This is a genomic window from Nostoc sp. LEGE 06077 (assembly GCF_015207705.1).
GTDB lineage: Bacteria > Cyanobacteriota > Cyanobacteriia > Cyanobacteriales > Nostocaceae > Nostoc_B.
Genome location: NZ_JADEWI010000020.1, coordinates 74,166 through 98,651 on the forward strand (window position 1 = coordinate 74,166; position 24,486 = coordinate 98,651).

Annotated in this window: 16 protein-coding genes; 6 read left to right on the forward strand and 10 right to left on the reverse strand. The window is 40.7% G+C overall.

Annotated features, from left to right (window positions below):
• Positions 1 to 39 precede the first annotated feature (39 nt).
• A complete protein-coding gene (locus IQ244_RS15285) occupies positions 40 to 1,968 on the reverse strand; it encodes a sensor histidine kinase (protein ID WP_193895463.1) in 1,929 nt (642 codons plus the stop codon).
• Between the two features lie 58 nt (positions 1,969 to 2,026).
• Positions 2,027 to 3,802: an SWIM zinc finger domain-containing protein gene (locus IQ244_RS15290; RefSeq protein WP_193895465.1), complete on the reverse strand. Its 1,776-nt coding sequence runs from the start codon at positions 3,800 to 3,802 to the stop codon at positions 2,027 to 2,029.
• Between the two features lie 598 nt (positions 3,803 to 4,400).
• Between IQ244_RS15290 and lpdA the strand changes: the two genes are divergently transcribed.
• The 5 genes from lpdA (at position 4,401) to nifV (ending at position 9,629) form a co-directional block, all read left to right on the forward strand.
• Positions 4,401 to 5,828 carry a dihydrolipoyl dehydrogenase gene (gene lpdA, locus IQ244_RS15295; protein WP_193895467.1) on the forward strand — a complete coding sequence of 476 codons (1,428 nt, stop codon included), beginning with the start codon at positions 4,401 to 4,403 and terminating at the stop codon, positions 5,826 to 5,828.
• A gap of 115 nt (positions 5,829 to 5,943) precedes the next feature.
• Positions 5,944 to 6,831: an indole-3-glycerol phosphate synthase TrpC gene (gene trpC / locus IQ244_RS15300; protein WP_193895469.1), complete on the forward strand. Its 888-nt coding sequence runs from the start codon at positions 5,944 to 5,946 to the stop codon at positions 6,829 to 6,831.
• A gap of 213 nt (positions 6,832 to 7,044) precedes the next feature.
• Positions 7,045 to 7,296: a DUF5340 domain-containing protein gene (locus IQ244_RS15305; protein ID WP_193895471.1), complete on the forward strand. Its 252-nt coding sequence runs from the start codon at positions 7,045 to 7,047 to the stop codon at positions 7,294 to 7,296.
• 313 nt (positions 7,297 to 7,609) lie between these two features.
• Positions 7,610 to 8,107, forward strand: coding sequence for a phosphate-starvation-inducible PsiE family protein (locus IQ244_RS15310; RefSeq protein ID WP_193895473.1), 498 nt, complete (start codon positions 7,610 to 7,612; stop codon positions 8,105 to 8,107).
• Between the two features lie 409 nt (positions 8,108 to 8,516).
• On the forward strand, positions 8,517 to 9,629 hold the full coding sequence (gene nifV / locus IQ244_RS15315) for a homocitrate synthase (RefSeq protein WP_193895475.1): 1,113 nt from the start codon (positions 8,517 to 8,519) through the stop codon (positions 9,627 to 9,629).
• 165 nt (positions 9,630 to 9,794) lie between these two features.
• On the opposite strand, the gene IQ244_RS15320 is transcribed toward nifV, so the two are convergent.
• The 3 genes from IQ244_RS15320 to IQ244_RS15330 form a co-directional block, all read right to left on the reverse strand.
• A complete protein-coding gene (locus IQ244_RS15320) occupies positions 9,795 to 9,974 on the reverse strand; it encodes a hypothetical protein (protein ID WP_193895477.1) in 180 nt (59 codons plus the stop codon).
• A gap of 308 nt (positions 9,975 to 10,282) precedes the next feature.
• Positions 10,283 to 10,822 (reverse strand): hypothetical protein, encoded by a 540-nt coding sequence (locus IQ244_RS15325; protein WP_193895479.1) that lies wholly within the window; start codon positions 10,820 to 10,822, stop codon positions 10,283 to 10,285.
• Between the two features lie 222 nt (positions 10,823 to 11,044).
• Positions 11,045 to 12,391 carry an OB-fold nucleic acid binding domain-containing protein gene (locus tag IQ244_RS15330; RefSeq protein ID WP_193895480.1) on the reverse strand — a complete coding sequence of 449 codons (1,347 nt, stop codon included), beginning with the start codon at positions 12,389 to 12,391 and terminating at the stop codon, positions 11,045 to 11,047.
• Positions 12,392 to 12,797: 406 nt separating this feature from the next.
• Between IQ244_RS15330 and gatA the strand changes: the two genes are divergently transcribed.
• Positions 12,798 to 14,255: an Asp-tRNA(Asn)/Glu-tRNA(Gln) amidotransferase subunit GatA gene (gatA, locus tag IQ244_RS15335; protein ID WP_193895482.1), complete on the forward strand. Its 1,458-nt coding sequence runs from the start codon at positions 12,798 to 12,800 to the stop codon at positions 14,253 to 14,255.
• 30 nt (positions 14,256 to 14,285) lie between these two features.
• Here the strand turns inward: gatA and IQ244_RS15340 are convergent, their stop codons facing one another.
• The 5 genes from IQ244_RS15340 to IQ244_RS15360 form a co-directional block, all read right to left on the reverse strand.
• Entirely contained in the window at positions 14,286 to 15,149 is an 864-nt protein-coding gene (locus tag IQ244_RS15340; protein WP_193895484.1) for a helix-turn-helix domain-containing protein, read from the reverse strand.
• A 157-nt stretch (positions 15,150 to 15,306) separates the two neighbouring features.
• A complete protein-coding gene (locus IQ244_RS15345; protein ID WP_193895486.1) occupies positions 15,307 to 20,343 on the reverse strand; it encodes a PAS domain S-box protein in 5,037 nt (1,678 codons plus the stop codon).
• Positions 20,344 to 20,859: 516 nt separating this feature from the next.
• Positions 20,860 to 22,026 (reverse strand): 8-amino-7-oxononanoate synthase, encoded by a 1,167-nt coding sequence (bioF, locus tag IQ244_RS15350; protein WP_193895488.1) that lies wholly within the window; start codon positions 22,024 to 22,026, stop codon positions 20,860 to 20,862.
• Positions 22,027 to 22,100: 74 nt separating this feature from the next.
• Positions 22,101 to 23,159: a helix-turn-helix domain-containing protein gene (locus IQ244_RS15355; protein WP_193895490.1), complete on the reverse strand. Its 1,059-nt coding sequence runs from the start codon at positions 23,157 to 23,159 to the stop codon at positions 22,101 to 22,103.
• 203 nt (positions 23,160 to 23,362) lie between these two features.
• The gene (locus tag IQ244_RS15360; protein ID WP_193895493.1) at positions 23,363 to 24,262 is read right to left on the reverse strand and encodes an alpha/beta hydrolase; all 900 of its coding nucleotides are present in this window, start codon (positions 24,260 to 24,262) and stop codon (positions 23,363 to 23,365) included.
• Positions 24,263 to 24,486: the final 224 nt, after the last annotated feature.

The following is a 24,486-nucleotide window of genomic DNA, read 5'->3' on the forward strand; positions in this document are numbered from 1 at the left end:
TTGTCGTATGACAAATGACCAAAAATTTTGGCGAGATTGTTAAGCAGCTTGCTGACTTAAGGGAATTGTCATCACAAATTCTGTACCTTGACCAACAGTAGAATTATATTGCAATTTTCCTTGATGTTTTTCCGTCACAATTTGATAACTAATAGATAAAGCCAAGCCTGTACCTTTACCCACAGGTTTAGTCGTAAAAAAGGGATTAAATACTTGTTTTTGCAAATTTTCTGGAATCCCCACACCATTATCAATAATCCGCACAATTATTTGTTTGTCAGCAGCAATTTCAGTTTTAATCCTAATTTCACCTTTACGGTTGTCTGGATCTGAATGCAAATATTGAGGATGAATAAATGACTCTTCTATAGCATCAATCGCATTGGTAAGCAGATTGATAAACACCTGATTGAGTTCTCCGGCGAAGCATTCTACCAGTGGGAGAACAGCATATTCTTTGATAACTTCAATTTCTGGATGATTGGGCGTAGCCTTGAGACGGCTTTCTAAAAACATGAGTGTACTATCAATACCTTCATGGATATTTACCATCTTCATTTCTGCCTCATCTAAGCGGGAAAAGTTTCGCAGAGACAAAACAATTTTTTTAATTCTTTCCGCACCAGCTTTCATCGAAGTGAGTAAATTGGGCAAATCTTCTATTAAGAAATCTAATTCAATTGCTTCAGACTCATCTTGAATTTCTGCCACTGGTTCAGGATAGTGATGTTGATAAAGTTGCACAACTCTGAGCAAATCTGCAATATATTCTTGGGCAGGAGTGAGATTACTATAAATAAAACTCACCGGGTTATTAATTTCGTGGGCAACTCCGGCGACTAACTGACTTAAACTAGACATTTTTTCCGCTTGAATTAACTGAGCTTGAGTTTGTTGCAATTCTTTGAAAGCTTGCTTTAATTCTTGCGCTTGCTGTTGCAATGTTTTTTGTTGTTGACTTAGCATCACCACCTGGATTTTGGCTTTATTAGATAGTTGTATCTGCCGCCAACTGATAATGAATGCAACCACCAGTAGTCCACCCAAGATGGAAGCCAGTAAATTCAAGGCTTTTAGTTGAGATTCGATGTTTTCCCGCGGTATCACCAGTGCTATTGACCAATTTGCTTGTTTGAGGTGAACATAAGCAACATATTTGTGCGTCCCATCAATGGAAATTAGTTCAATTCGTTGCTCTTTGTTTACCATCCGCCTAGCCAGCGCCGCCAAGCTAGAGTCACTTGAATTGAGAAAACTGGGAGCAGGTTTTTCTTGCGTTGACATCACCTGGGGATGAATAATTGGTTCTCCCTTGGAGTTAAGTGCAAACGCATAACTACCCTTACCGTAGTGCAGTTTGTTGACTACTTGGGTAATTCGATCTACCTTCAAACTGCCATTTAAAACGGCAATGGGACGACTGCTAGGATTATAACTTTGGCGAATTGGTGCCGCGATCGCCACAGAAGGAATCCCCGTACTTCGACTGATGAAGGGATCTGATATATTAACTTCTCCGGCCAGTGCTTTTTGAATAAAATCCCGATCATTGTTGCTGCTATTGCTTTTACCTACTTCGGTGTTGTAGTAAGAACCATCTGGTAGGGATAGTGAGATTTTAAAAAAATCCTCAGTGCGCTTAACTTCTGAGTTTAACAAAGGTTCCAGCAATTTCCAGTTTAAGGAACGCGCTAAGTCTGTATTCGCAATAGTCTGAATTGTCGTAGAGCAAGTGGCTAACCATTGATCAATTTCATCAGTTCCTTGATTAACTTGCAGTAGCGCTTTTTCTTGAAGTTGTTGAAGAATTAACTTTCTGACTACAAAATAGCTAGTAATGTCAACAAAACCTATAGCTAAGGTACAACTAATCAAAATCAGTGGTGTTCTGAGATTAGGGAGTTGCTGTTTTGTGGTGGATTGAGATTGTCTAACTTTGAATAAGTCACGGAATAATAAATAGAACATACAGGTAGTAACCAACAAATTTATTTAGCCTTACTACCTATATTTCCCATTCCATGAATTACTCCATGTCTCTTCCCTGCAACATTCCCATCAACTTGCGCTTACGTGCATGGATTGCCATTAATTTTGTATGATAATTTGACCAGTCAACTTGTTTATCTGATGCTAAGTAGGCAGCGCGGGCTTTTTTGAGCCAATCGACTGCGGCATCATAATATTCAGCTTTACCGGCATCCATAATTGCTTCTGCACGACGACAAGCATGAGTAATCACCCATTCAGGACGATGGGGAATGGCAGCATCCATCACCCGATGAATGATATCAGCATGATAGATATTTAGTTCATTGGCGATCGCAATCGCATCATCAATTAATCCCTCATGTAAGAAAATATCAACCTTGACTGGTGCAGTTTGCCAACTAATCTCAACCCGCAGCATTTTTAACAAGTCAGGTTTGACCCTTGCCCATTCTTCCCCAGCCAAATCTTGAATACGTTGGTATTCCTCTAAGGACGGGTGTGCCTGAAAGGCTATTTTTTTGGCTTGTAAAGCTGTGGTTTGATCTCCCAACTGCTGGGCTAAATCACTTGTCCACAAACCCAAGTCATATTGACAATTTCCTTGTAACTGCAAGCCAATTTGAGCAATATGTAAAGCTTGTGGCAATGCGCCCTGTTCTTGCAAGGTTTTCCCCAAAGCAAAGGCTTCTTCCATTGAGTTCATTTCAGTTTTGGCAGCTGCTAAAGCTTCTTCTACCCTGCCAAGTCTGCCCAACATCGTTAAATATTGCCGGGTTTGCCCTTCCGCCTCCGCCAGATATAAATATTCTTGATAACGTTCTTGCCGTTCGAGAATTTTCAGGCGAATTAAAGCTAAATCATCGGCATAATCGGGAATTTTTGCTTCCCATACGCCTCTTTCGCTCATCTTGCCTTGCAAAACTGCCACTAGCGGCGGGTAATCCCAACCTTGGCGCAAAGCATCTAAACTTAACCCAAAATCAACATCCCATTCATCTTGCCAGACTTCTAAATTTACCTGGATGTCAACTGTTTCCTCATCAGTAAGTTCCGCCGTCAAAATGGCTTCACACCAAGCATTATTCAATTCCCAAGCAATTTCATCATATTCAACACCATACTCAGCGACTTCATACCAATTTTCAATACAGGTAGAAGTAATTGCTTCTAAAACAGCGATCGCTTTATTCCCTTCTCCCCGTTCACTTAAATCTACAGCAGATTGAATCAGACTCAACAATTCTTCCGAAATTGGGTCTTCTTCACAGCCATCCTCCAAATAGCGCACACCATCGTGGATAATCTGCCGCACTTGCCGCCGTACCGGATGGGTATCAATGGTCTTCTGGCGCACAGATTTGAGCTTTTTTCCTTGGGGCGCAGGATTGGTCATCCAGATGACATGACGATCAATCGTCTCGATCAATTGGGGCTGTTCGGCGACTAATTCTTGCACTAGCCTTTGAGTTTGCACATGATCTAGCCGATCTAATAATTGCTCTAATGTCGGGCGATGCTCAATAATTTCTGGCTGGCGGACAAAAACAAGCATAGTTGCCACAATGTGTTTACACCATCCGTCAAAATTGTAGGCACAGGTACAATTTGCCGAGGTTAAACTATGACCCTCAAAATTGAGGCTGACACGATAAGGTCTAGCCTCACTACCATCAACTTCTGCGTGTAACAAATTACCGCGTCGAGTGATGGTATCCACAGCCCCTGACTCAAAATAAGCCTCACCGCGTTGGTAAGACTTGGCGTTAGCATAACGACGGATGGTAAATTCACTGATTTTGGGAATAGACATCGGGCGGATGAAGTGCAAAAATCCTAGGCGTAAATGAATTTTAGATCCAGGTTGGCTTTTCGGCTGATACCGATTTTAAATTCCCAGTCATAACCATCAGGCTGTTACTGAAATTTCCCACAATACGATACTAGTACAAGAAAGCAGAAGACAAAATATTTACGTCAATAGTAGTTTATTGCTCCTATTGACTACGAGTATTTTCTAATACTAATTATCTAGGTTTAATTATCCAATGTATTGATGAATCACAGTATAAGCAAGTTCCCCAAATCAAAACCAGAAGTTTTGCTACCAAGTTGTGATAAATTTTCCTGTTCGAGATTTTGGGAACTGTTAGATGGTAAAGATTGTGAAACCAAAATGCAAAATTGGTATGACAACCTGAATCAGTTATTATACCTTTCTCCAAAAAATTAGCCATATCAGTATAAAATTCAATAAGTGAATAATGTTTACTAAACTTGTCAAGAAATTTATCTCTTAGCTTGTTAGCGTGAATGATAATAGTTGATTTAGCCGTTCCCAACTCTCAATGGGTTGTCAGGATAGCTAGTCAAGTTGAGAATAAATAGGCGAAGCACACGGGGAAACTAACGTGAGTCATGGATTTGATTACGATTTAGTAATTATTGGCGCTGGTGTAGGCGGACATGGCGCTGCCCTACACGCGGTAAGCTGCGGTCTGAAAACAGCGATTATTGAAGCAGCTGACATGGGGGGAACCTGTGTTAACAGGGGCTGTATTCCATCAAAGGCGTTGCTGGCAGCAGCTGGACGTGTGCGGGAGTTACGTAATGCCCACCACCTCAAGTCACTGGGCATTCAAATTGGCAATGTGGAATTTGATCGCCAAGCGATCGCCAATCATGCGGGTAATTTAGTCTCGAAAATTCAAGGCGATTTAACCAACAGCCTGAAGCGTCTGGGAGTAGATATTATCCGGGGTTGGGGCAGAATCGCTGGGACACAGAAAATTACTGTCACTGGGGATGGGAGTGAAAAAACCATCACCGCGAAGGATATTATTCTTTCTCCTGGTTCAATTCCCTTTGTCCCGCCAGGAATTGACGTTGATGGCAAAACTGTCTTTACTAGTGACCAAGGTGTCAAGCTGGAATCTCTACCGCCTTGGGTGGCAATTATTGGTAGTGGTTACATCGGCTTAGAATTTTCGGATGTATATTCGGCATTGGGCTGTGAAATCACAATGATTGAAGCCCTAGACCAGTTAATGCCAGGGTTTGACCGCGATATTGCCAAACTCGCGGAACGGGTATTAATTACCCCCCGCGATATTGAAACTAAAGTTGGTATTTACGCTAAAAAAGTTATTCCCGGTTCGCCGGTGGTAATTGAATTAGCTGATTTCAAAACCAAAGAAGATTTAGAAGTCATCGAAGTCGATGCTTGTCTGGTGGCGACCGGACGCATCCCCGCAACCCAAAACCTCGGTTTGGAATCTGTTGGGGTGGAATTAGACAGACGGAATTTTATCCCTGTAGACGATCGCCTGGCGGTATTAAGTGCAGGTGAAGTTGTGCCGCATCTTTGGGCAATTGGTGATGCCAATGGCAAAATGATGCTGGCTCATGCGGCTTCTGCTCAAGGTATTGTTGCTGTAGAAAATATCGTTGGGCGATCGCGTACCATCGATTATCGCAGCATCCCCGCCGCCGCCTTCACTCACCCAGAAGTTAGCTATGTCGGCTTAACTGAAACCGCTGCTAAAGAATTGGGACAAACAGAAGGTTTTACCGTTGGGACTAGTAAGAGTTACTTCAAAGGCAACTCTAAGGCGTTGGCAGAAAACGAAGCCGACGGTATCGCTAAGGTAATCTATCGCCAAGATACAGGCGAGGTTTTAGGTGTTCACATCTTTGGGATGCACGCCTCCGACTTGATTCACGAAGCCTCCGCCGCCATTGCCAACCGTCAATCTGTCCACACCCTCGCCCATCTAGTTCACGCCCACCCAACCCTCTCGGAAGTTCTAGATGAAGCCTATAAACGGGCAGTAGCTTAACAAAAGTATGAAGGATGAAGTCAGAAGTATGAAATATAAATTTCCCACTTCATACTTCACACTTCATACTTCCCACTTCATACTTCACACTTCATACTTCACACTTCATACTTCTATGCAAATCCGTCGCCGTTCACCTAGCCCAGCTATAGATGTATCCATCTTGCGTTATCAGGTTGCTGTACCAAATGCCAAACCAAACAATATTTTAGAAGAAATTGTCTGGCAAAAAGAAGTTGAAGTTGACCAACTGCGGGACAAGCAGCCTTTGAGCGAATTGCAAAAGCAAGCACTCTCCGCACCGCCAACGCGAGATTTTATCGCCGCCCTTAAACAAGGTAAAACTAAACCAGCGTTAATTGCCGAAGTCAAAAAAGCTTCACCCAGTAAAGGCGTTTTACGCGAAGATTTTGACCCTGTAGCGATCGCCCTATCCTATCAACAAGGTGGTGCTAGTTGCATTTCTGTTTTGACAGATGTGAAATTTTTTCAAGGCAGCTTTGACAACTTAGCCAAAGTACGTGCCGCTGTAGATTTACCATTATTGTGTAAAGATTTTATTATCTATCCTTACCAGATGTATCTAGCCCGCATTCATGGTGCGGATGCCGTTTTATTAATTGCGGCGATTTTGAGTGACCAAGACTTACAGTACTTCATCAAAATTGCTCAAGCCTTAAAAATGGCAGCATTAATTGAAGTCCACAGTCTAGAAGAACTCGATCGGGTATTGGCTTTAGATGGTGTTTCTTTAGTTGGGATTAACAATCGCAATCTTGAAGATTTCACCGTAGATTTGCAGACAACTTGTCAACTTTTAGCCGTCAGGGGAGAACAATTACAGAAACGCAATATTTTGGTTGTCAGCGAATCAGGTTTACATACACCTGAAGATTTGAGTGTCGTCACACAAGCAGGTGCAAGTGCTGTGCTAATTGGCGAATCATTAGTCAAACAACCAGACCCAGAATTAGCGCTCGCTCGTATCTTAGCGAAAAGTTAGTCCAGGTCAAACTATCTGCCTCTACTTTTACAAATCAATTGTTTATTGTATTTTAAAGAACATATTAACTTATGTGATTACTCTTAAGTTTACTAAAACTTAATTGTTAAATACACCCATACAATAACCAAACATTTGTTTTTTATGTAACAATTCATGGCAAGAGATAAACTCTAAATAACACAAATTATACATCTGCAATATTTAAGCCACATGGAGCAAATTCCTCTACCGTCACCCATCCACTACGAATTGATTCTCCAACTTTTAGAAAGACAGACCTTGTTAGCCGTCAATCAAAATCCCGATTTGCGACATCAAGTCAATCAACTCATTATTACTCTTCGCAAAGCAGCAGTTCAGCAAAAACGGCTAGAAGAGATTTGTGAGGTGACATCTATGACTGTTGACCATCGTTGGTCGCTGAATCATCATATTGCGGAGAAAGTGGTTGTGCCTGACTGACGAGGATATTTTGCTTTGATTATTTGATGTGTAAAAATTGTTAGTTTCCTATCCCCGACTTCTTTAATAAGTTGGGGATATTTTTATTCATGAATAATTGAGAACTACTATCTTGAAATATATATTATCAGAAAAACCTATTTTAATTGTCAAAAAAAATACGTTTTGAGAATTTATATTTCTGCTGTAAATGAGATAACAAAATAGCTCAAATACCTGTTAGGGAATCGTAAGAAATAAGTTTTTTAACTAAAGTTTTTATTTTTAAATTGCCTATGATGGAAATAGGTAAATTAATGTCTTGAAATAAATTATGCCAAAACGTGTAATTAGAGAAGTTAATAGCTGGTTTCAGCGAGAGAGAATTGTCAATAACCTAGAAAGATTTCAAGACTTTATTATTATCTCTCTGTGTGTTGGTTTATTCTGCGTCATGCTGATGCGCTTAGGAGATATGTTTTTTTCTTTTTTGCATCCCTTAGATGTGCGAGAAATAACATCAGATATCCTGTTTATTTTGATTCTTGTAGAGTTATTTCGCCTACTAATTGATTACTTACAAACCCAGGAAATATCAGTAGGTGCAGCAGTTGAAATTACCATAGTTTCTGCACTACGAGAGGTAATTTTACGTGGAGTCTTAGAAATACAGCAAAATCAGCTTTTTGGAATTTCTACATTTTTATTAGTTTTAGCAGTAATTTTTATTGCTTTACCTTTAGTGTCACGCTTCTTTGGACATCATACTAATCATGAAACATTATCAGAAGTAACAGAAGTTTTATCAGATGGAACTGTTACTTCTGATTAAACATGATTAGAAAATGATGATGTTGAACAAGATATCTTATCGAGCGTGTGATTAATTTTAGTTCAGATTCTGATTTTCATAGTTGAGAAACAAAAAACTGGTGGAATAGGGGCTAGATTTGTGTATAATTTTTAAATCTTCTGTAAAATATCTTGGATACTTCAAGATATTTCCTGCTACTTGAACCCACATTCAGAAGGAGACAATTACAGCTTTTAAATACCCCTTTGGAAGTGGGAATTAAAGGATATCTGCTGGCCACTGCAATATGTAGTAGTCTGGCATCAAAGCCATATATGTATGAGTTAGAGACCTCTTTACTTTTGAAGAAATCTTTGTCAAATTCTCCTTATACTTATTCAAGCTCAGGCTCAGAAGACAAATCTCTTTTTTAGGAGAAAATTCAGCAATGGATCAGGTTGTCATCAATGACACAACATTACGTGATGGCGAGCAAGCAGCAGGTGTTGCTTTTAACTTAGATGAAAAAATTGCGATCGCCAAATTTCTTGATGCCATCGGTGTTCCAGAAATAGAAATTGGCATTGCGGCGATGGGTGAAGCCGAACAACAAGCGATCGCCAAAATTGTTGATTTGGGTTTGCAAGCTGATCTTTTAGGTTGGAACCGCGCCGTTATTTCCGATATTCAAGCTTCTATCGCTTGCGGTTTGAAGCGAGTGCATATATCAATCCCCGTCTCTGCAATTCAAATTGGGGCAAAATTTCACGGACAATGGCAATTCGTATTACAAAAACTCAAAGATAGTCTCAGCTTTGCTTTAGATCAAGGATTATTTGTCTCTGTAGGCGGAGAAGATTCTTCTAGAGCAGATGACCAATTTCTGCTTGATGTCGTTTCCTCTGCTCAAGAGTGGGGTGCATCGCGGTTTCGCTTTTGTGATACAGTAGGCATTCTTGACCCATTCACAACTTACGACAAGGTAAAAAAATTAGTTACATCCTTGTCCATACCGGTAGAAATGCACACTCACAATGATTTTGGTCTAGCGACAGCCAACGCTCTCGCAGGTATCCAAGCTGGTGCATTATCTGTAAATACTACCGTCAACGGTTTAGGTGAAAGAGCCGGAAATGCCGCCTTAGAAGAAGTTGTCATGGCGCTTAAACATATATCTAAGATTGATTTAAGTATAGACACGCGGCGTTTGTTAGAAATATCTCAACTGGTAGCCACAGCATCGGGTTATGGTTTACCCCCGTGGAAGGCAATAGTCGGAGAAAATACCTTTGCCCATGAGTCAGGTATTCATGCTCATGGAGTTCTCCAAAACCCCCATACTTACGAGCCATTTGCCCCAGAAGAAATTGGCCGCGAACGCCGTTTGGTTGTTGGTAAACATTCTGGTCGGCATTTATTATCTAATTTGCTGCAACAACACGGCATTATTCTCAACAGTGAAGAAACTCAATCTGTCTTAAATGCTGTGCGGCAAGAATCAATGCAAAAAAAACGCAGTCTGACAACACAAGAACTTTTATCTTTAGTAAATACCAACTAATAGCGTATTGTGGGACGGGCTTCTAGTAAACCACAGCGTAAATAAACAAACCATTGCAAATCGTCTCAGAGGCTGCCATATAAGCTGTTTGACTTTTGACTTCTGTCTTGCGGTACTAGCCCGTCCGGTGCAGACAAGATGCCCACACCACAAGATATTTATGCACTAAATTAGCCTTAACACGTCATTAGTGATAACTGAGACTACTGCTGTTGAGTCAAATTGACTGATAGGAGCAGGCTGCATATCTCGATAATCTAGGATTTGCACAAGAATTAGATAAGCGATCGCCAGCAGTATAGAAATTGCACCTGTAATAATGGCAACTATTTTTGAACGGTTCATTAGTAGTTCCTATGAGGTAGATTGTTTTGTTGTTCTGAATATCCACATTGCTACAATACAGCAGAATTCAGGAGTCAGAAGTCAAAATCGAGAAGTAAAACAGCCTTTATGTCTTTCACTAATGGGAAATTCGCTTTACATAGCAAAGTTCTGCGCGATCGCTGGAAAATAGAGCTTGGAGAATAAAGAAAAGCAATAAAAACATTAGAGACGCGAAATTTCGCGTCTCTAGGAATTTGGTATTAACATAAAATTAAAATATAGTTTAATACAAATTAAATGTTAAATTAATAGGATTTAAATAATATTCAAGAGATTCTTTTGTAGCTTCTTCGCCACTTTTCTAGCTGGTCAATTGCTATCGACTTAGTAATTACATTCATATCATTACCTCGCCATTCAACTTCTGCATCTGTAGTAAAAACACCACATTCTAATTGATTGAGCTTAATATCCCAATATTCACTAAACCTGTTTTTTAAAGTAATTACTTGCTCAAATACTTTGTTTCTGTGCTTATTTCGTCTTTTTCTTTCGGTAGCGCCTGTTGCTTCGGTATCAATAAATTTAGTTTCGATTAGCAACAAATTACCTTGTAATGTCAGATAGACAAAATCACATTTGCCTAAATCAGTGTAATCGGAAATTGGCGACTTTTCAAATAATAGTAATTCACAACATTCAGGAAACAAACTTTTGATATTTAAAAACAAATAAGCTTGTAAAAGTAGTTCTTTATCGTAAGGAAAAACTATGACCCCTTCAAAAAACTGTTTGATATCTTCTTGGGTTTGGGGTTGAATTTTTTTACAATAAGAAACAAATCGATGTAAATCATTTGCAATCATCCAGCTTTGGCTCCTTCACTTAGCAATCTCCAACTCCCTATGGCATAAAAAAATACCATTATCTCCCAGAAAACATCATCCGCATAAGTCACTAAAAAAACGAGTTTACTACAGTATTACTACGGCAATATACTGTTGACGAAGCAATGTGTAGGAGATTAAGTAGTTTATGTGATTTAAATTGAGGTAATTTTTCTTACCACTTTTTTGCGTAATTTCTAGTCAACTACTGATCAATTGTTTGACATGAGCCAGAAATCTAGCATTTTGTAGGGCTAAAACAGTTGAACGTGAATCTTGCACCCAAAATTGTCGTCCAAACCTAACCAGTTGACGAGAGTTGCCAGTTTGTACAATTCCAATTACAGGGACTTTGGCATTTTCTTTATCCCCTGAAAGTTCTTTCAAAATATTTCTTAATTTGTGGCGTTCTTCAATTGTGGTTGCTTGCTGAGGAGTTAACTCTACCATCACCAGTTGAACTGTTTCTACTGGTTCGACATCTTCCACAATTAATTGCACTTGATCATCTCTTCTATCGACTTTACCCCAAATAATTAATCTGGCATCAACTTCTAAGGAATTACCCACACGTTCATAAGTTTTAGGAAAGACGACAGCTTCTAATTGTCCTGTTAAATCTTCTATCTGCAAAATCGCCATTGGGTCGCCTTTTTTGGTCATGACTTTTTTGACGTTATTTAACATCACAACTGCACAAAGTAATGTCTCTTCTTTCTGATCATTCAGTTGTGTCAAGTTAATCGGCGCTAAAATAGACGATGAATGCTTAATTGATTTCAGTGGATGATCTGAGACATAAAACCCCAACAATTCTTTTTCCATCTGCAACTTTTTCTGGGGGGGAAAATCTGGTACAGCTTGGGCTTTGGGTACAGAATCAAAGACGTTATTGACTGTTTTGGTAGCAGGAGAAAATCCGCCTAATAAATCAAATAAATTACCTTGACCGCTGGCTTTATCTTTAGCACGGGATTGCGCCCAATCATAAACAAGCTCTAGGTCTTTAATTAATTGGTGACGATTGGTGTCTATTTTGTCAAAAGCTCCACAATAAATCAGCGATTCCAAAGTCCGGCGGTTGACTGTCCGCAAATCAATGCGATCGCAAAAATCAGACAGTGATTTAAACTCTCCTTCCTGTTCCCGCGCTTCTAAAATGGCAGCGATCGCATTTTGTCCCACATTGCGTACTGCGGAAAATCCAAATAAAATCTTGTCCCCCACGGGTGTAAAATCTACCCCAGAACGATTAACATCGGGCGGCTCTATTTGAATATTCATACTCAAACAAGTAGAAATATATTTCTGTACCTTGTCTGTGTCACCACTGTTAGCCGTTAACAGGGCTGCCATATATTCCAATGGATAATTCGCTTTTAAATATGCAGTTTGATAAGTTACATATCCATAGGCAGTAGAATGAGATTTATTAAAGCAATTGGAGGCGATGAAATTGTTTTTTATCACAAAATTATGGTCTTGTTCTACGCCAATGTCATAGACATTTTCTTGACCAATATATTTACGAGTAATGATTTTGACCATCTCCCTTTCTCCCGCAAAAAAATTAATAAAATTGCCGAATATTTATTAAATTAGCTATCAATTGCCAGACTCAAAAGTTTACTTGTCTAAGTTCCACTACTAACCTCTTACACGACAATAACTGAAATTTATAACTAAGTTAATAGTCTAAATTTTATAATTTGCAAACATGAGGTTATCAAGTACATACTTGCTGTTTTAAAGCAGTAAGACAGGAATGTATAAAGTATGAAGCAAATACCTTCTCAGATCGAAGTTTGAGGCTAGATAACCGAAACTCGCCCTGGTGGCTTGGGAGATAATCGCGTATTTCTCCAGTTCAGACTTCAGATTTCCCACTTCATACTTTCCTAATAGCCTGCAATATGTACTAAAATCAATGACTTGAGTTACCAAGAGAGCAGTCATGGCATCCATACGCGAGTTGCACGAACAGCTAGTTAAAAAAGAACGTTCTGCCGTTGAAATTACCCAAGAGGCTCTGGATAAAATTCAAGCATTAGAGCCGAAATTGCACAGTTTCTTGCATATAACGGCACAGCAGGCGTTAGAGCAAGCTCGTGCTGTAGATGCCAAAATCGCTGCTGGCGAAGAAATTAGCTCCCTAGCAGGGATTCCTATTGGCATCAAAGATAATATGTGTACCAAGGGAATTCCCACCACCTGCGCTTCTCGGATTTTAGAAAATTTTGTGCCACCCTATGAATCAACAGTGACACAGAAACTGCTAGATGCTGGGGCTGTGATGGTTGGCAAAACCAATTTAGATGAATTTGCGATGGGTAGTTCCACAGAAAATTCTGCCTACCAAGTTACAGCTAATCCGTGGGATTTAACGCGGGTTCCTGGTGGTTCATCGGGTGGTTCAGCCGCAGCTGTAGCCGGGGGAGAATGTGTTGTTTCCCTTGGTTCTGATACGGGTGGTTCAATTCGTCAACCGGCTTCTTTCTGTGGTGTAGTCGGCTTAAAACCAACCTATGGGCTTGTTTCCCGTTACGGTTTGGTGGCTTATGCTTCATCGTTGGATCAAATTGGCCCTTTTAGCCGCTCTGTAGAAGATACCGCAATTTTGCTCAGAGCGATCGCCGGTTATGATCCTCATGATTCTACTAGCCTGAAAGTAGAAATTCCTGACTATGCTGCTACCCTAAAACCCGACCTCAAAGCTAGAAGAAAGATGCGAATTGGGGTGATTACCGAGACCTTTGGTCAAGGTTTAGACTCCGTTGTTGAGGCGGCTGTTACCAAAGCGATCGACCAATTACAAATGTTGGGTGCGGAAATTCATATAATTTCTTGTCCTCGTTTCCGCTATGGCTTACCTAGCTACTACATAATTGCTCCATCGGAAGCATCAGCTAACCTCGCTCGTTACGATGGCGTGAAATATGGCTTACGCACACCTGATGCAGATAATTTACTGTCTATGTACACTCGTACCCGCGCGAGTGGCTTTGGTACAGAAGTCAAACGCCGGATTATGATTGGCACTTATGCCCTGTCTGCTGGCTATTATGATGCTTACTATCTCAAAGCTCAAAAAGTCCGCACCCTCATTAAGCAAGACTTTGAAAATGCGTTTAAAAAAGTCGATGTGTTAGTTACTCCTACCGCGCCTACTACAGCATTTAAAGCCGGGGAAAAAACCACAGATCCCTTGAGTATGTACTTAAATGACCTGATGACTATTCCCGTCAATCTTGCTGGTTTACCTGGGATAAATGTACCCTGTGGTTTTGATGACAACGGTTTGCCCATTGGCTTGCAAGTAATTGGGAATGTCCTGAGAGAAGACCAAATTCTTCAAGTAGCTTACGCTTATGAACAATCAACTACTTGGCATCTACGCCAACCGGAGCTATAGTGCTGAGTGCTATAGGAGAATCACCAAGGACTATTGACTATTGACTATTGACCCTTGAGTGTTTCCTTCTGGAGTGAACGTGACTTCTTTGATTTTCCCCAGAGTTCCTAGGGGTGTTGCAGGTTTATTATTCACAGAAACCAAGACAACACCCGCATTTCCAGAACGAACAGTCAACTGTTTTTTAGCTGTCCAGGTTTTCCGCGCTCCTTTTTTTAAATCCCCCACAAATTCCGTCTTGCCGTCTATTGTGACTTGTAACCACGATTTACCTTTAAGTTCTAAAGTGACGGCTACAGATTGATTTTGGCTGGTGTTGGGTGATGCGACTACAGGTAATGAAGTTAGGGAATTTTGAGCAGATATTGAGATTGGTTCTTGATTAGAAGATGGAGAAGATGATGCTGTTGGTAATGATGCAGGTGTAGATAATTCTGCTGTTGTTTGTTTTTTGGGTGTTCCCAAGTTGAATTTTTTTACGAAAGATTCTGCGGAAAACTGGGGATTAAGTACATACATAAGCCCAGCAGCAGCAACTAATAACAAAATGGCGTAAGGAATAAATAGAGGTAAGGAAAATTTTTGGTTCTTCTCTAAGTTTTGACTAAACTTACTATCAAATTGTGGAGTCTTAACTTCGAGGGAAAAAGTTTGAGATAAAGCTACACCATCTAAGCCAATGACATCTGCATAACGACGTATAAATCCTTGAATATAAACAGGTTCAGGTAATTCATCGAAATTTTCATTATCTAGAGCTTTTAAGCAAGCTAGTCGGATATTTGTCTTCAGTGCTACCTCTTCGAGTTGGATGGATTTTTCTTGTCTTACTTGTCTTAAAGTTTTACTTATTTCTTGCAACTGTTCTTTTTGATTTTCTTGTAAGAGGCTCACAACCTTCTCCTAAAATTGATTTATGTTTAGCATGTAATGGAAGAATTACTAAATTAATTCTAATTTTTTAACTATTTTAATTCTAATTGGAAAATCAATTCTTAAACTTTTAAGTTATTACAGGCAAGAAGGAGCTAAAATTGTGAGGATAATACGCCTATTTTTGACTAATTAGCTTGGCGATCGCCATTGCTAAGTCAAGGGGATCAACTGGTTTAGGGATATGTCGTTGAAAGCCGGCGGCCATTGCTTGTTTGTAGTCGATTTCTCCAGCATAAGCTGTCAGGGCGATCGCGGGAATTTCCCCACCTCTGTCTGCGGGTAATTGTCTGACTTGGCGCAGCAACATATAGCCATCCATGATGGGCATTCCAATATCGCTTAATAAAATATCTGGCTGTACCTGAATGAGCATTTGTAATGCTTCTGCGGCGGAGTCCACTTTGATGACTTCTGCCCCATACTGTTCTAAGGCAAAGGTGAAAAACTCCAACACATCAGCTTGATCATCAACAAATAAAATTCGCACTCCTGCCAGTAATGTATCCTGAGTTGCTAAATCCATCTGTAGTGTATTCGCCGTGCGGACAGGTTCAGCACTTTTATGCAGAGGAAGTCGGACTGTAAAAGTTGCCCCTAGCCCTTCACCTTCGCTTTCTGCTGAGACTGTACCCCCGTGGAGTTCTACTAAATTGCGGACAATTGCTAGTCCTAATCCCAATCCACCGAATACTCTGGTGGTTTTGCCATCGGCTTGGCGGAAATATTCAAAGACGTAGGGTAGAAATTCTGATGTGATTCCCTTACCGTTATCAATGACTTGAATTTGGGCTTCAAAACCCACTTGCGCTAAATGCACTTCTACCCGCCCTTCTGGTGGTGTAAATTTTACTGCATTGGATACTAAATTCCAGACAATTTGTTGCAAGCGATCGCCATCACCCATCACTTCGACGTTATGATTTGGCAGTGCTGTTTGCAGTTGAATTGACTTGGCTTCGGCGGCTAAACGCACTGTTTCTAAAGCGGCGGTAATTGTGCTGTTTAAATCTACGGTGCGGATATGCAAACTCAATTTACCGCGCAAAATCCGCGATACATCTAATAAATCTTCAATTAGTTGGGCTTGTAACTTGGCGTTGCGCTCAATGGTTTCTAAAGCGCGCAGCACTGTCGCTTCGTCGTTTTTGCGGGTGCGGAGTAATTTTGCCCAGCCCAAAATTGGGTTGAGGGGAGTTCGCAATTCATGGGAAAGCACCGCCAAAAATTCATCTTTGATGCGGTTGGCGGTTTCGGCTTCGGAACGGGCGTGGCGTTCGGCTTCGTAGAGTTGAGCGCGCGCGATCGCCTGAGCGCATTGTTGTCCCAATGTCAACATAAATCCTTGATCTGTTTCTGGGAATATTTGGGGAGTACTAAAGCTCAACCCTAATGCCCCAATGACTTGTTTTTCTAAAATCAAGGGGATACAAGCAAAGGCAGAATTTCCCGTTACCGATGGCAGTTCTGCTAAGTGGGGATAACTAGTGGCGAAGGCTGCTGGACTTTCGATAAAAATGGGCTTCCCGGTTCTCACTGTTTCTGCTAAAGGCACAGCCGCTGTCACCGGAAAACTTTTCCAAGCATCAAGTACTGATTGGGGATAGCCAGTGGCTTGCACAATTTTGAGATGAGTGCCTTTTTTTCCTAACAAACTGACAGAACCAGCATTAGCGCCCAAGGCGGCAATTCCTTGGTGGACGACAACATCCGCTACTTGTTGCGGTGTAATTGCTTCCGAAAGGGCGGCGGTGATTTTTTGTAACCGCACAGTGCGGCTGACGGCTAATTCGGCGGCTTGCTTTGCCTGTTGAGTTTTTTGGTAAAGTCTAGCGTTATCAATGGCTGTAGCCGCACGATGGGCTAAATCTTCAGCTAATGCCAAATCTGCTGAGTTGTAACTACAGCTAGATTCGCCTCTGACTAAAGAAATTACGCCAAACACATACCCACGCAAATGCAGCGGAATGATCATCAAAGAAGCGATACCGAGGCTTTGGAGTAATTTTAAATGCTCCTCGTCTTCAGCCATCTCTGCAAGAATTTGTTCTGGTATTTCGGGAAAAAAGACTGATTTTCTCCGGAGTAGGGTTTCTCGAAACGGGCTACTATTTTCGTATTTGGGAGGATAACGTCGGCGGATTTCTGTTAATATTTCTTTCTTCGCCGGATTGGCGGCAATCATGGCGATTTGTTGAATGTCATAATCTTCCCCCAGTACATCAACAACACACCAATCAGCTAGAGTCGGCACTACCAAATTAGCCACATTATTCAGCGTCACTTCATAATCTAGAGAAGCCGCGAGGAGACTACTGGCTTCAACTAAAAAAGTTTGGGCTGTTTCTGCTTGCAGGCGATCGCTAATATCTTCGATAATCCCTACTGCATACTTGGCTTGTCCATGAATATCCCAAACTGCGGAAGAAGTCAGATTTACCCAAACTAGTGAACCATCTTTACGAATGTAGCGTTTTTCTAAAGAATAACCACTAATTTCCTTAGCTAACACTTTACCCGCTTGTTGCCAATCATTTGCCACGTCATCAGGGTGGGTAATGTCTTGAAAGTTCATCTGGATTAATTCTTCTTGGCTGTACCCTGTGATGTCGCACAATGCCGGATTCACTTGTAAGAATTTGCCATTTAAAGCTACCAAAGCAATCCCCACTGCGGCTTGGTTGAACATCGCCCGGAACCGAGATTCACTTTCCCGCAGGGCAATTTCCGCAACTTTGGTGGCTGTGACATCTGACAGAATAATGCCAATGCCCACAGTTTCATCTAGGGCATTACGAACTGGGTAATAGTTACCCAACCAATAACCATAAACTCCCGGTTTACCTGGCATTTCCCCGCTAATTTCTACATTTAGCAAGGGTTCGCCTGTTTCTAACACCTGCTGTAACTGGGCTTCAAACTGAGTTGCCATACTAGAGAAGACATCGCCAAATTTCTGCCCTAGATGGGCTTCGATGGGGAAACCGTTAATGTCAGCTAATACCTGATTAATTCTGACATAGCGCAGTTCTCGATCTAAAAAGCAGACAGCCACAGGTGCGCCGGCTAACAAAGCATCTAACAGTGATAGAGATTCGGCATAGTTGATTAAAGCTTGATGATTATCTCGATACAGTTGGGCATTTTCTACTGCTAAGGCGGCGCGATAGGCGATATCTCTGGCCAAATTTAAGTCGGCTTGATCGTAGCAACGGTGGGCGATCGCAAAGCTAATACAGCCCAGCACTCGTTGGTGGGCGATTAATGGCACAACCATTGCTGACTTCACTCCCATCTGCCGGACAATTTCTAAATATTCTTCGTTCTGTGTACCTTCTATCAACAAAGAATCTGATATTTCCGCAATTAATTCTGGAATGCCTGTTTGCAGTACTCTAGCGATCGGATGTGTACCTTGAGTCTTCGGCACATACTCTTGAAGTTTTCGGGCTAAATCTGCCTGAGATGGATCTGCATAAGCCAGAGGTAAACGACGAATTGTCCCCTCGTCCGTGATAATTTCCACACTGCACCAGTCAGCTAGTTGGGGTACGGAAATTTTGGCAATTTGCTGTAATGTTGCCTCATAATCTAAGGATGTAGAAAGTAAAGTACTAATTTCCGCGATGTAACGCAGTTGATTTTCAGCTTGCTTGCGTTCTGTAATATCAATCACAAAAAAAGCGCCGCGATCTAAAGTTCCTTCATAGCGGCTACCACCGATTAAAATTGAACAGTGAGTCCCATCTTTACGGATATATTCTTTTTCATAAGGAGTGTAGCAGGAATTTTCTGGAAATTGCGTCAGTGCTTGTTCATCAAGTATTTGATCCTCAATAGGTGTCAAACTCCGCCAGTCAAGTTCTGCGCCAAGTAATTCTGCACGGCTGTAACCTAACATCTTCAGCAAAGCATCATTGGCATCTGTAATTCTGCCATCGCCTTCCCAGAAGCCAATCCCAATCATATTTGACTCCACCACACTGCGGAACTTGGCTTCACTTTCTCGCAATGCTTGTTCAGCTTGTTTTACAGGAGTGATATCAACACCTGTGACTCCCACTCCCAACAATTTCCCATCTGATAAACTAACGGGATAGTAACTCACCAACCCATAACGATACACCCCAGATGGATAAGTCTCCCCATTAACTTCCTGGTTCAGTAATGGCTGTTTGGTTGTCATCAATTCTTGGAAAATTGGCTCTAGTTGCGATGCCCATTCTGGTAGTACTTCTTGAAGTGTGCGGCCAATATGTTGATTTTGTGGAACACCGTTGATTGCGGCTAAAGCTTCGTTAGCATAAACATAGCGCAGTTCCGTATCCAGAAATGCCAATGCCATTGGGGAACTCATTAACCAAGCATTGAGTACAGCTAAAGTTTCATCTTTTTGCTGAAGGACTTGCTGAAGTCGGCTTTGTAATTTCGCTTTTTCCAGTTCTGTTTGCTTGCGTTCCGTAATATTTACGCCGACACAAGTTACACCGTCTTCCATCCCTCTTAGCGGTTCTACAAGCAAATCATAATAAAGGACTTTTCCTCGCAGCGTTACACAAACTTCTTCCCGCACCGAAGTATTCTGTTCTATAGCCTTGCGTTTAATTGCTGTTAATTGCTGCGCTAAGGCGATCGGAAAAAGTTCATAATCAGTTTTTCCTAGTACTTCCTCAGATGTGTCTACACCCTGAAGATTATGAACCCACTGATAACGAAAATCTCGGTCTTGCTGAAAAACAACAATATCTGAACTACTGAGTGCTACACGAAATCGCTCTTCGCTGATTTTAAGTTTCTGGAGATTAATTTCCGCTTTGCGTTTAGCGTGCCTTAGTTCCTCACAGAGAAAACTAAACAATAATCCCTGTAAGGCAAATAACAGTATCTTTACACCATTAGCTACGCTTAAACTCAGACTGTAATGTTGAGAAAGAAAAAAGTAATCGCTGACTATTACAGATAAAAAAGTTGCTAATAGTCCTGCTTTCAAACCACCATACCAGGCACTCACCATCACAGCACCATAAAATAGCAGGAATGGCGTTCCCTTCATATCTAGTAGAGGGTCAAGTAATAGCATGATTACTAGGGCTGTGGCGACAATTACCACCACAAAGCCATAACGTAGCAACTGCGAATAATGGATGTAGGGCATGAAAACACTTGCAAACAAACAAGACTTGTGGCGAGAGCTATATATAGCCTAAGCTAGTTTGCAAGTTTTTATAATTCATCTTCAGATAGATTCTTTATAAACATAAAAAATACCTTTTGCTAGTAGTCAATTTATTAAAAATATTGTATGGAGTTCTAAATCAAACTAGGGAAAATTATCGGATTTTATTAATAGTAGATTGTTAATTTTAACCAAACTAGTTTTTCTACATTTATCTTAAAGTATATAGCAATCTTATTCAATTTCTCAGCTACTCATGGCGGCAAGGATTAGAGAGTAGATTGGTTGACAATGCATAAAAAAATTGCTTGCTATAAAATGCCAAATATTGCTTGAACAGGAATAAAGTTGGAACAGATGTTCAGTTATCCACTTTATATAGTATGACTTTTTGAGTTAACAGAAAAATCAGTCCGATTTATAGATATTTTTTCCTGGTTTCTGTTTTTTCCTACACAAATAATTTTTCACATTAGTATGCTCAAACATAAAGAGTTAATTAGTATTTCTTAATACAGCAACTAATTTTTCTATTTGCGCTGTTGTATGAGTAGCCATGACAGAAATTCTAATGCGACTTGTTGGCACTGTTGGCGGACGAATTGCAGGGGCGAAAATGCCTGCATCTTTGAGGTGTTGACCAACCCGGAGTGCATCAGCTGGACTGGGTAATTGAAAACAGAGAATGGGTGATTCTGTAGGTAGCAATTTGAGGTGAGGTAACTGCTGTTGCATTAAGTTTTTCAGGTAATCTATATTGCGCCACAATTGAATTCGCCGTTGGGGTACTTGCTGGACAATTTGAATTGCGGCTAAGGCTGCTGCTGTATCCGCAGGGGAAAGTCCAGTAGTGTAAATCCAAGTTGGGGCGCGATTGCGTAAAAAATCAATCAGATTAGAATTTCCAGCTACATAACCACCCAAACTACCTAAAGCTTTGCTTAAAGTGCCAATTTGAATTAACTGCTTTCCCGTACAGCCAAAATGTTCCACACATCCAGCCCCAGTTTTACCCATTACCCCAGTTGCATGAGCTTCATCAACTAACAGCATACAGTTAAATTCTTCAGCTATGGCTAAGAGGTTTGGTAAAGGGCATAAATCCCCATCCATACTGAAAACGCTATCGGTGATAATTAGACAACGACGGTAGTTTTGTCGCTGTTGGCTGAGTTGAGTTTTTAAAACCACAACATCACAGTGGGGATATTCAATGATTGCTGCACCGCTGAGAACTGCACCATTTTTGAGACTGGAATGATTGTATTGGTCAGAAAGAATTAAATCGCGTTTACCAACTACAGATGCGATCGCTCCTAAGTTTGCCAGATATCCTGAACTAAAGACAATGGCATCTTCTGTTTGTTTAAGCGATGCGATCGCTCTTTCTAAGTCTCTGTGCAATTCTCGATGTCCACTGAGTAATCGAGAACCAGTGCTACCGGTACCAAATTCATGAATAGCGGCGATCGCCGCCGCCATTAACCTTTCATCCCCAGCTAATCCCAAATAATCGTTACTGGCAAAATTAATAACCTCGCACCCCGCCAAAACCACAGTTGCACCAGGGCGATCGCTTAATATCTGTACTGAACGATACCAGTTTGCCCGATGAATGGTTGCTAATGATTGTTTTATCCAAGCATAAGGATCTGTGGTCATAATTTCTCAGAATCCGAACTTTAAAGTATGGAAGCTCAAATTTCAGACTTCATACTTCCCTCTTCATACTTTTACTACAATGCTTCAGGAGGGGCAATATCTGAACCTACACTAATTCCTGTACCATTAGACTTGATACCTGGTTTAGCATTTGTTTCAGGATTTTGTGTTGATTGGGAAATAGACGAAGACGGAGGGACATCTGGATTTACACTTGTGTCAATTTTTCCTGGTTGAGACATGACAGATAATCCTCCCACTGTTCCAGCCACCAGTGCTGTATAACCTAAATACAAATGTATAGGGCGTATTTCTAACCCTAATTTTGGGGAATTATGTTTAGGTTGAGACCAAGAAGGTATTATGGATGGGGCGGTGTTAACCATCGGTAAAGTATGAGCTAAATTTGTGCCATTTAGGCCTAAAGCGTTACCCATCACCCGGATAAAGCCTCTAACTAAAACATCCTCTGGTAATGAATTTAAGTCTCCCTTTTCTACTGCTTCCATTTGATGGATTGGTAGGTGAGTGAAGATACTCAAGTCTCGCAAACAAAAACCTTTAGCTTCACGGGCTTGGCGGAGTTGTTGACCAATTTGACCCATAATTTCTAAACGTTGTTCAGCTAATTGTTGCTGGGCTAGTTGTTCAGTTGTGGCAGTTTTTTGATTTGGTTTCAGCCAGTTCATGACTGAGGGAAAATGATGTTTATGAGCTAAATTTTTGGCATGATTGATTGAGGTATTACTTACATTTTCATTTGCCAAAGATGTTGATGATAAATTCGTGTTTGTCTTGGGCGGATTTAGCTGATTACTAGTAATGTTATTTGGATCATTATGAGATGTTTCTAACTCTGGATTTGTCTGTTGATTGCTATCGGCAATTTTGGCATGATTGGCAAATTGTTGAAATGCTAAACCGATTGCTTCTCTACCTACAGCTTTAAATAAAGTCTTGGCTTCTTCTGAAGAACCAAGGAATTTTTGTAGTGTAGCCACAGCTTGACGATAAACCTTACTGCGATGAAGCTCAGACTCAATTTCACCCAGCAGCGATCGCAGTTCGTCTTGAGAAATTTTAATAGGAGAATTTCCGGGAATTTTGAATAAATATGCAGGTGTTGTAGTCATGATAGAATTTACTCCTCATACCGCAAGATATCTGTATAAATTCTCCTCAACCGGAAATATTATATCCGGATATTTATGTATGAAAATGGCTGATTTTTGGATATAAATTTATTGGGTGTAAGGGTGTCAAGAAAAAAATTATAAACCTAGTAATCATACTGAAAAATTCTCGTTCTTCTGGACATACTTATGTTTATTTAAAATCAAAAATGAGAATTATTACGTACCTGAGTTTTTTGCACAAATGACTGTACCCATTGCAGATATTTACCACCAGAGGCTACAGCTGTATTGTTATGATCTGCACCAGGAACAAAAATTAGCTGCTTTGGTTCAGGCGCAGCATCATACAGTTTTTGACTCATGTAAGACGGTACAGTAGAATCAGCAGTCCCGTGAATAAATAAAACTGGCATTTGCAACCGTGATACTTTTTTAATAGATTCAAAGCGTTGTGTCAAAATTAAATCGATGGGGAACATGGAAAACCATTTCCGAGTCGATACCATCTCGCGGAGAGATGTAAAGGAACTTTCGACAATTAATCCAGCTGCTTGGGGGTGTTTAACTGCTAAATCAATAGCGATCGCACCGCCTAAAGAATGACCGTAAATAAAAATGTCCTGGGGTGGAATCTGTTGTTGCTGGGTGAGATATTCCCAAGCCGTAGCAGCATCTTGATATACTCTCATTTCATTAGGGAAATCCCCTTGACTGCGACCATATCCCCGATAATCAATCAGCAGCACCGAAAATCCTAGTTGATAAAATCGATTGGTATGAGCTATATTTGCGCCAATATTAATACCATTCCCGTGCAGATATAACAAAACCTTGGCATTAGGCTCCTTGGCTTTAATCCACCAACCGTGGATTTTCTCTACCTTGCCCAAACTAGTTTTGACAGGTAGCCAAACTTCTTGGTAAGGCAAATTGAAGGACTCTGGTGTGTTTTCGATGGCACGGGAGGGAAAAAAGATAAACTTGGGTTGCTGGACAAATAGAAATATACAGATGGCAAAGTAAGCGATCGCGGCAATTATTCCCACAACAATTAACGGACGAAACCTTAATAATAACAATTGCTGCTTGCGTATTTTCATGTGGGCAACTTTATGGGTTCTTGGCAACTTTTGGTGATTTAAGTTGAGGGAAAGCAGAGGGCAGAAGGCAAAAGGCAGAAAGATATAATCGAGATATTTCAAACTTTACTCCTTCAAACATTTGAGGTATAAGCCTCAGCAAGTTCTATGTCGGTGCTAACTCACCTATTACCAGATTCAAGCAATCTAATACTTGAGAATTGCCAACTTGACAAAATAAAAAC

Bases quoted from the DNA above. Each gene is read 5' to 3' on its own strand.
- IQ244_RS15285 (WP_193895463.1), bottom strand. From the start codon at position 1,968: ATGTTCTATTTATTATTCCGTGACTTATTCAAAGTTAGACAATCTCAA.
- IQ244_RS15290 (WP_193895465.1), bottom strand. From the start codon at position 3,802: ATGTCTATTCCCAAAATCAGTGAATTTACCATCCGTCGTTATGCTAAC.
- trpC (WP_193895469.1), top strand. From the start codon at position 5,944: ATGCAAATCCGTCGCCGTTCACCTAGCCCAGCTATAGATGTATCCATC.
- IQ244_RS15305 (WP_193895471.1), top strand. From the start codon at position 7,045: ATGGAGCAAATTCCTCTACCGTCACCCATCCACTACGAATTGATTCTC.
- IQ244_RS15310 (WP_193895473.1), top strand. From the start codon at position 7,610: ATGCCAAAACGTGTAATTAGAGAAGTTAATAGCTGGTTTCAGCGAGAG.
- nifV (WP_193895475.1), top strand. From the start codon at position 8,517: ATGGATCAGGTTGTCATCAATGACACAACATTACGTGATGGCGAGCAA.
- IQ244_RS15320 (WP_193895477.1), bottom strand. From the start codon at position 9,974: ATGAACCGTTCAAAAATAGTTGCCATTATTACAGGTGCAATTTCTATA.
- IQ244_RS15325 (WP_193895479.1), bottom strand. From the start codon at position 10,822: ATGATTGCAAATGATTTACATCGATTTGTTTCTTATTGTAAAAAAATT.
- IQ244_RS15330 (WP_193895480.1), bottom strand. From the start codon at position 12,391: ATGGTCAAAATCATTACTCGTAAATATATTGGTCAAGAAAATGTCTAT.
- gatA (WP_193895482.1), top strand. From the start codon at position 12,798: ATGGCATCCATACGCGAGTTGCACGAACAGCTAGTTAAAAAAGAACGT.
- IQ244_RS15345 (WP_193895486.1), bottom strand. From the start codon at position 20,343: ATGCCCTACATCCATTATTCGCAGTTGCTACGTTATGGCTTTGTGGTG.
- bioF (WP_193895488.1), bottom strand. From the start codon at position 22,026: ATGACCACAGATCCTTATGCTTGGATAAAACAATCATTAGCAACCATT.
- IQ244_RS15355 (WP_193895490.1), bottom strand. From the start codon at position 23,159: ATGACTACAACACCTGCATATTTATTCAAAATTCCCGGAAATTCTCCT.
- IQ244_RS15360 (WP_193895493.1), bottom strand. From the start codon at position 24,262: ATGAAAATACGCAAGCAGCAATTGTTATTATTAAGGTTTCGTCCGTTA.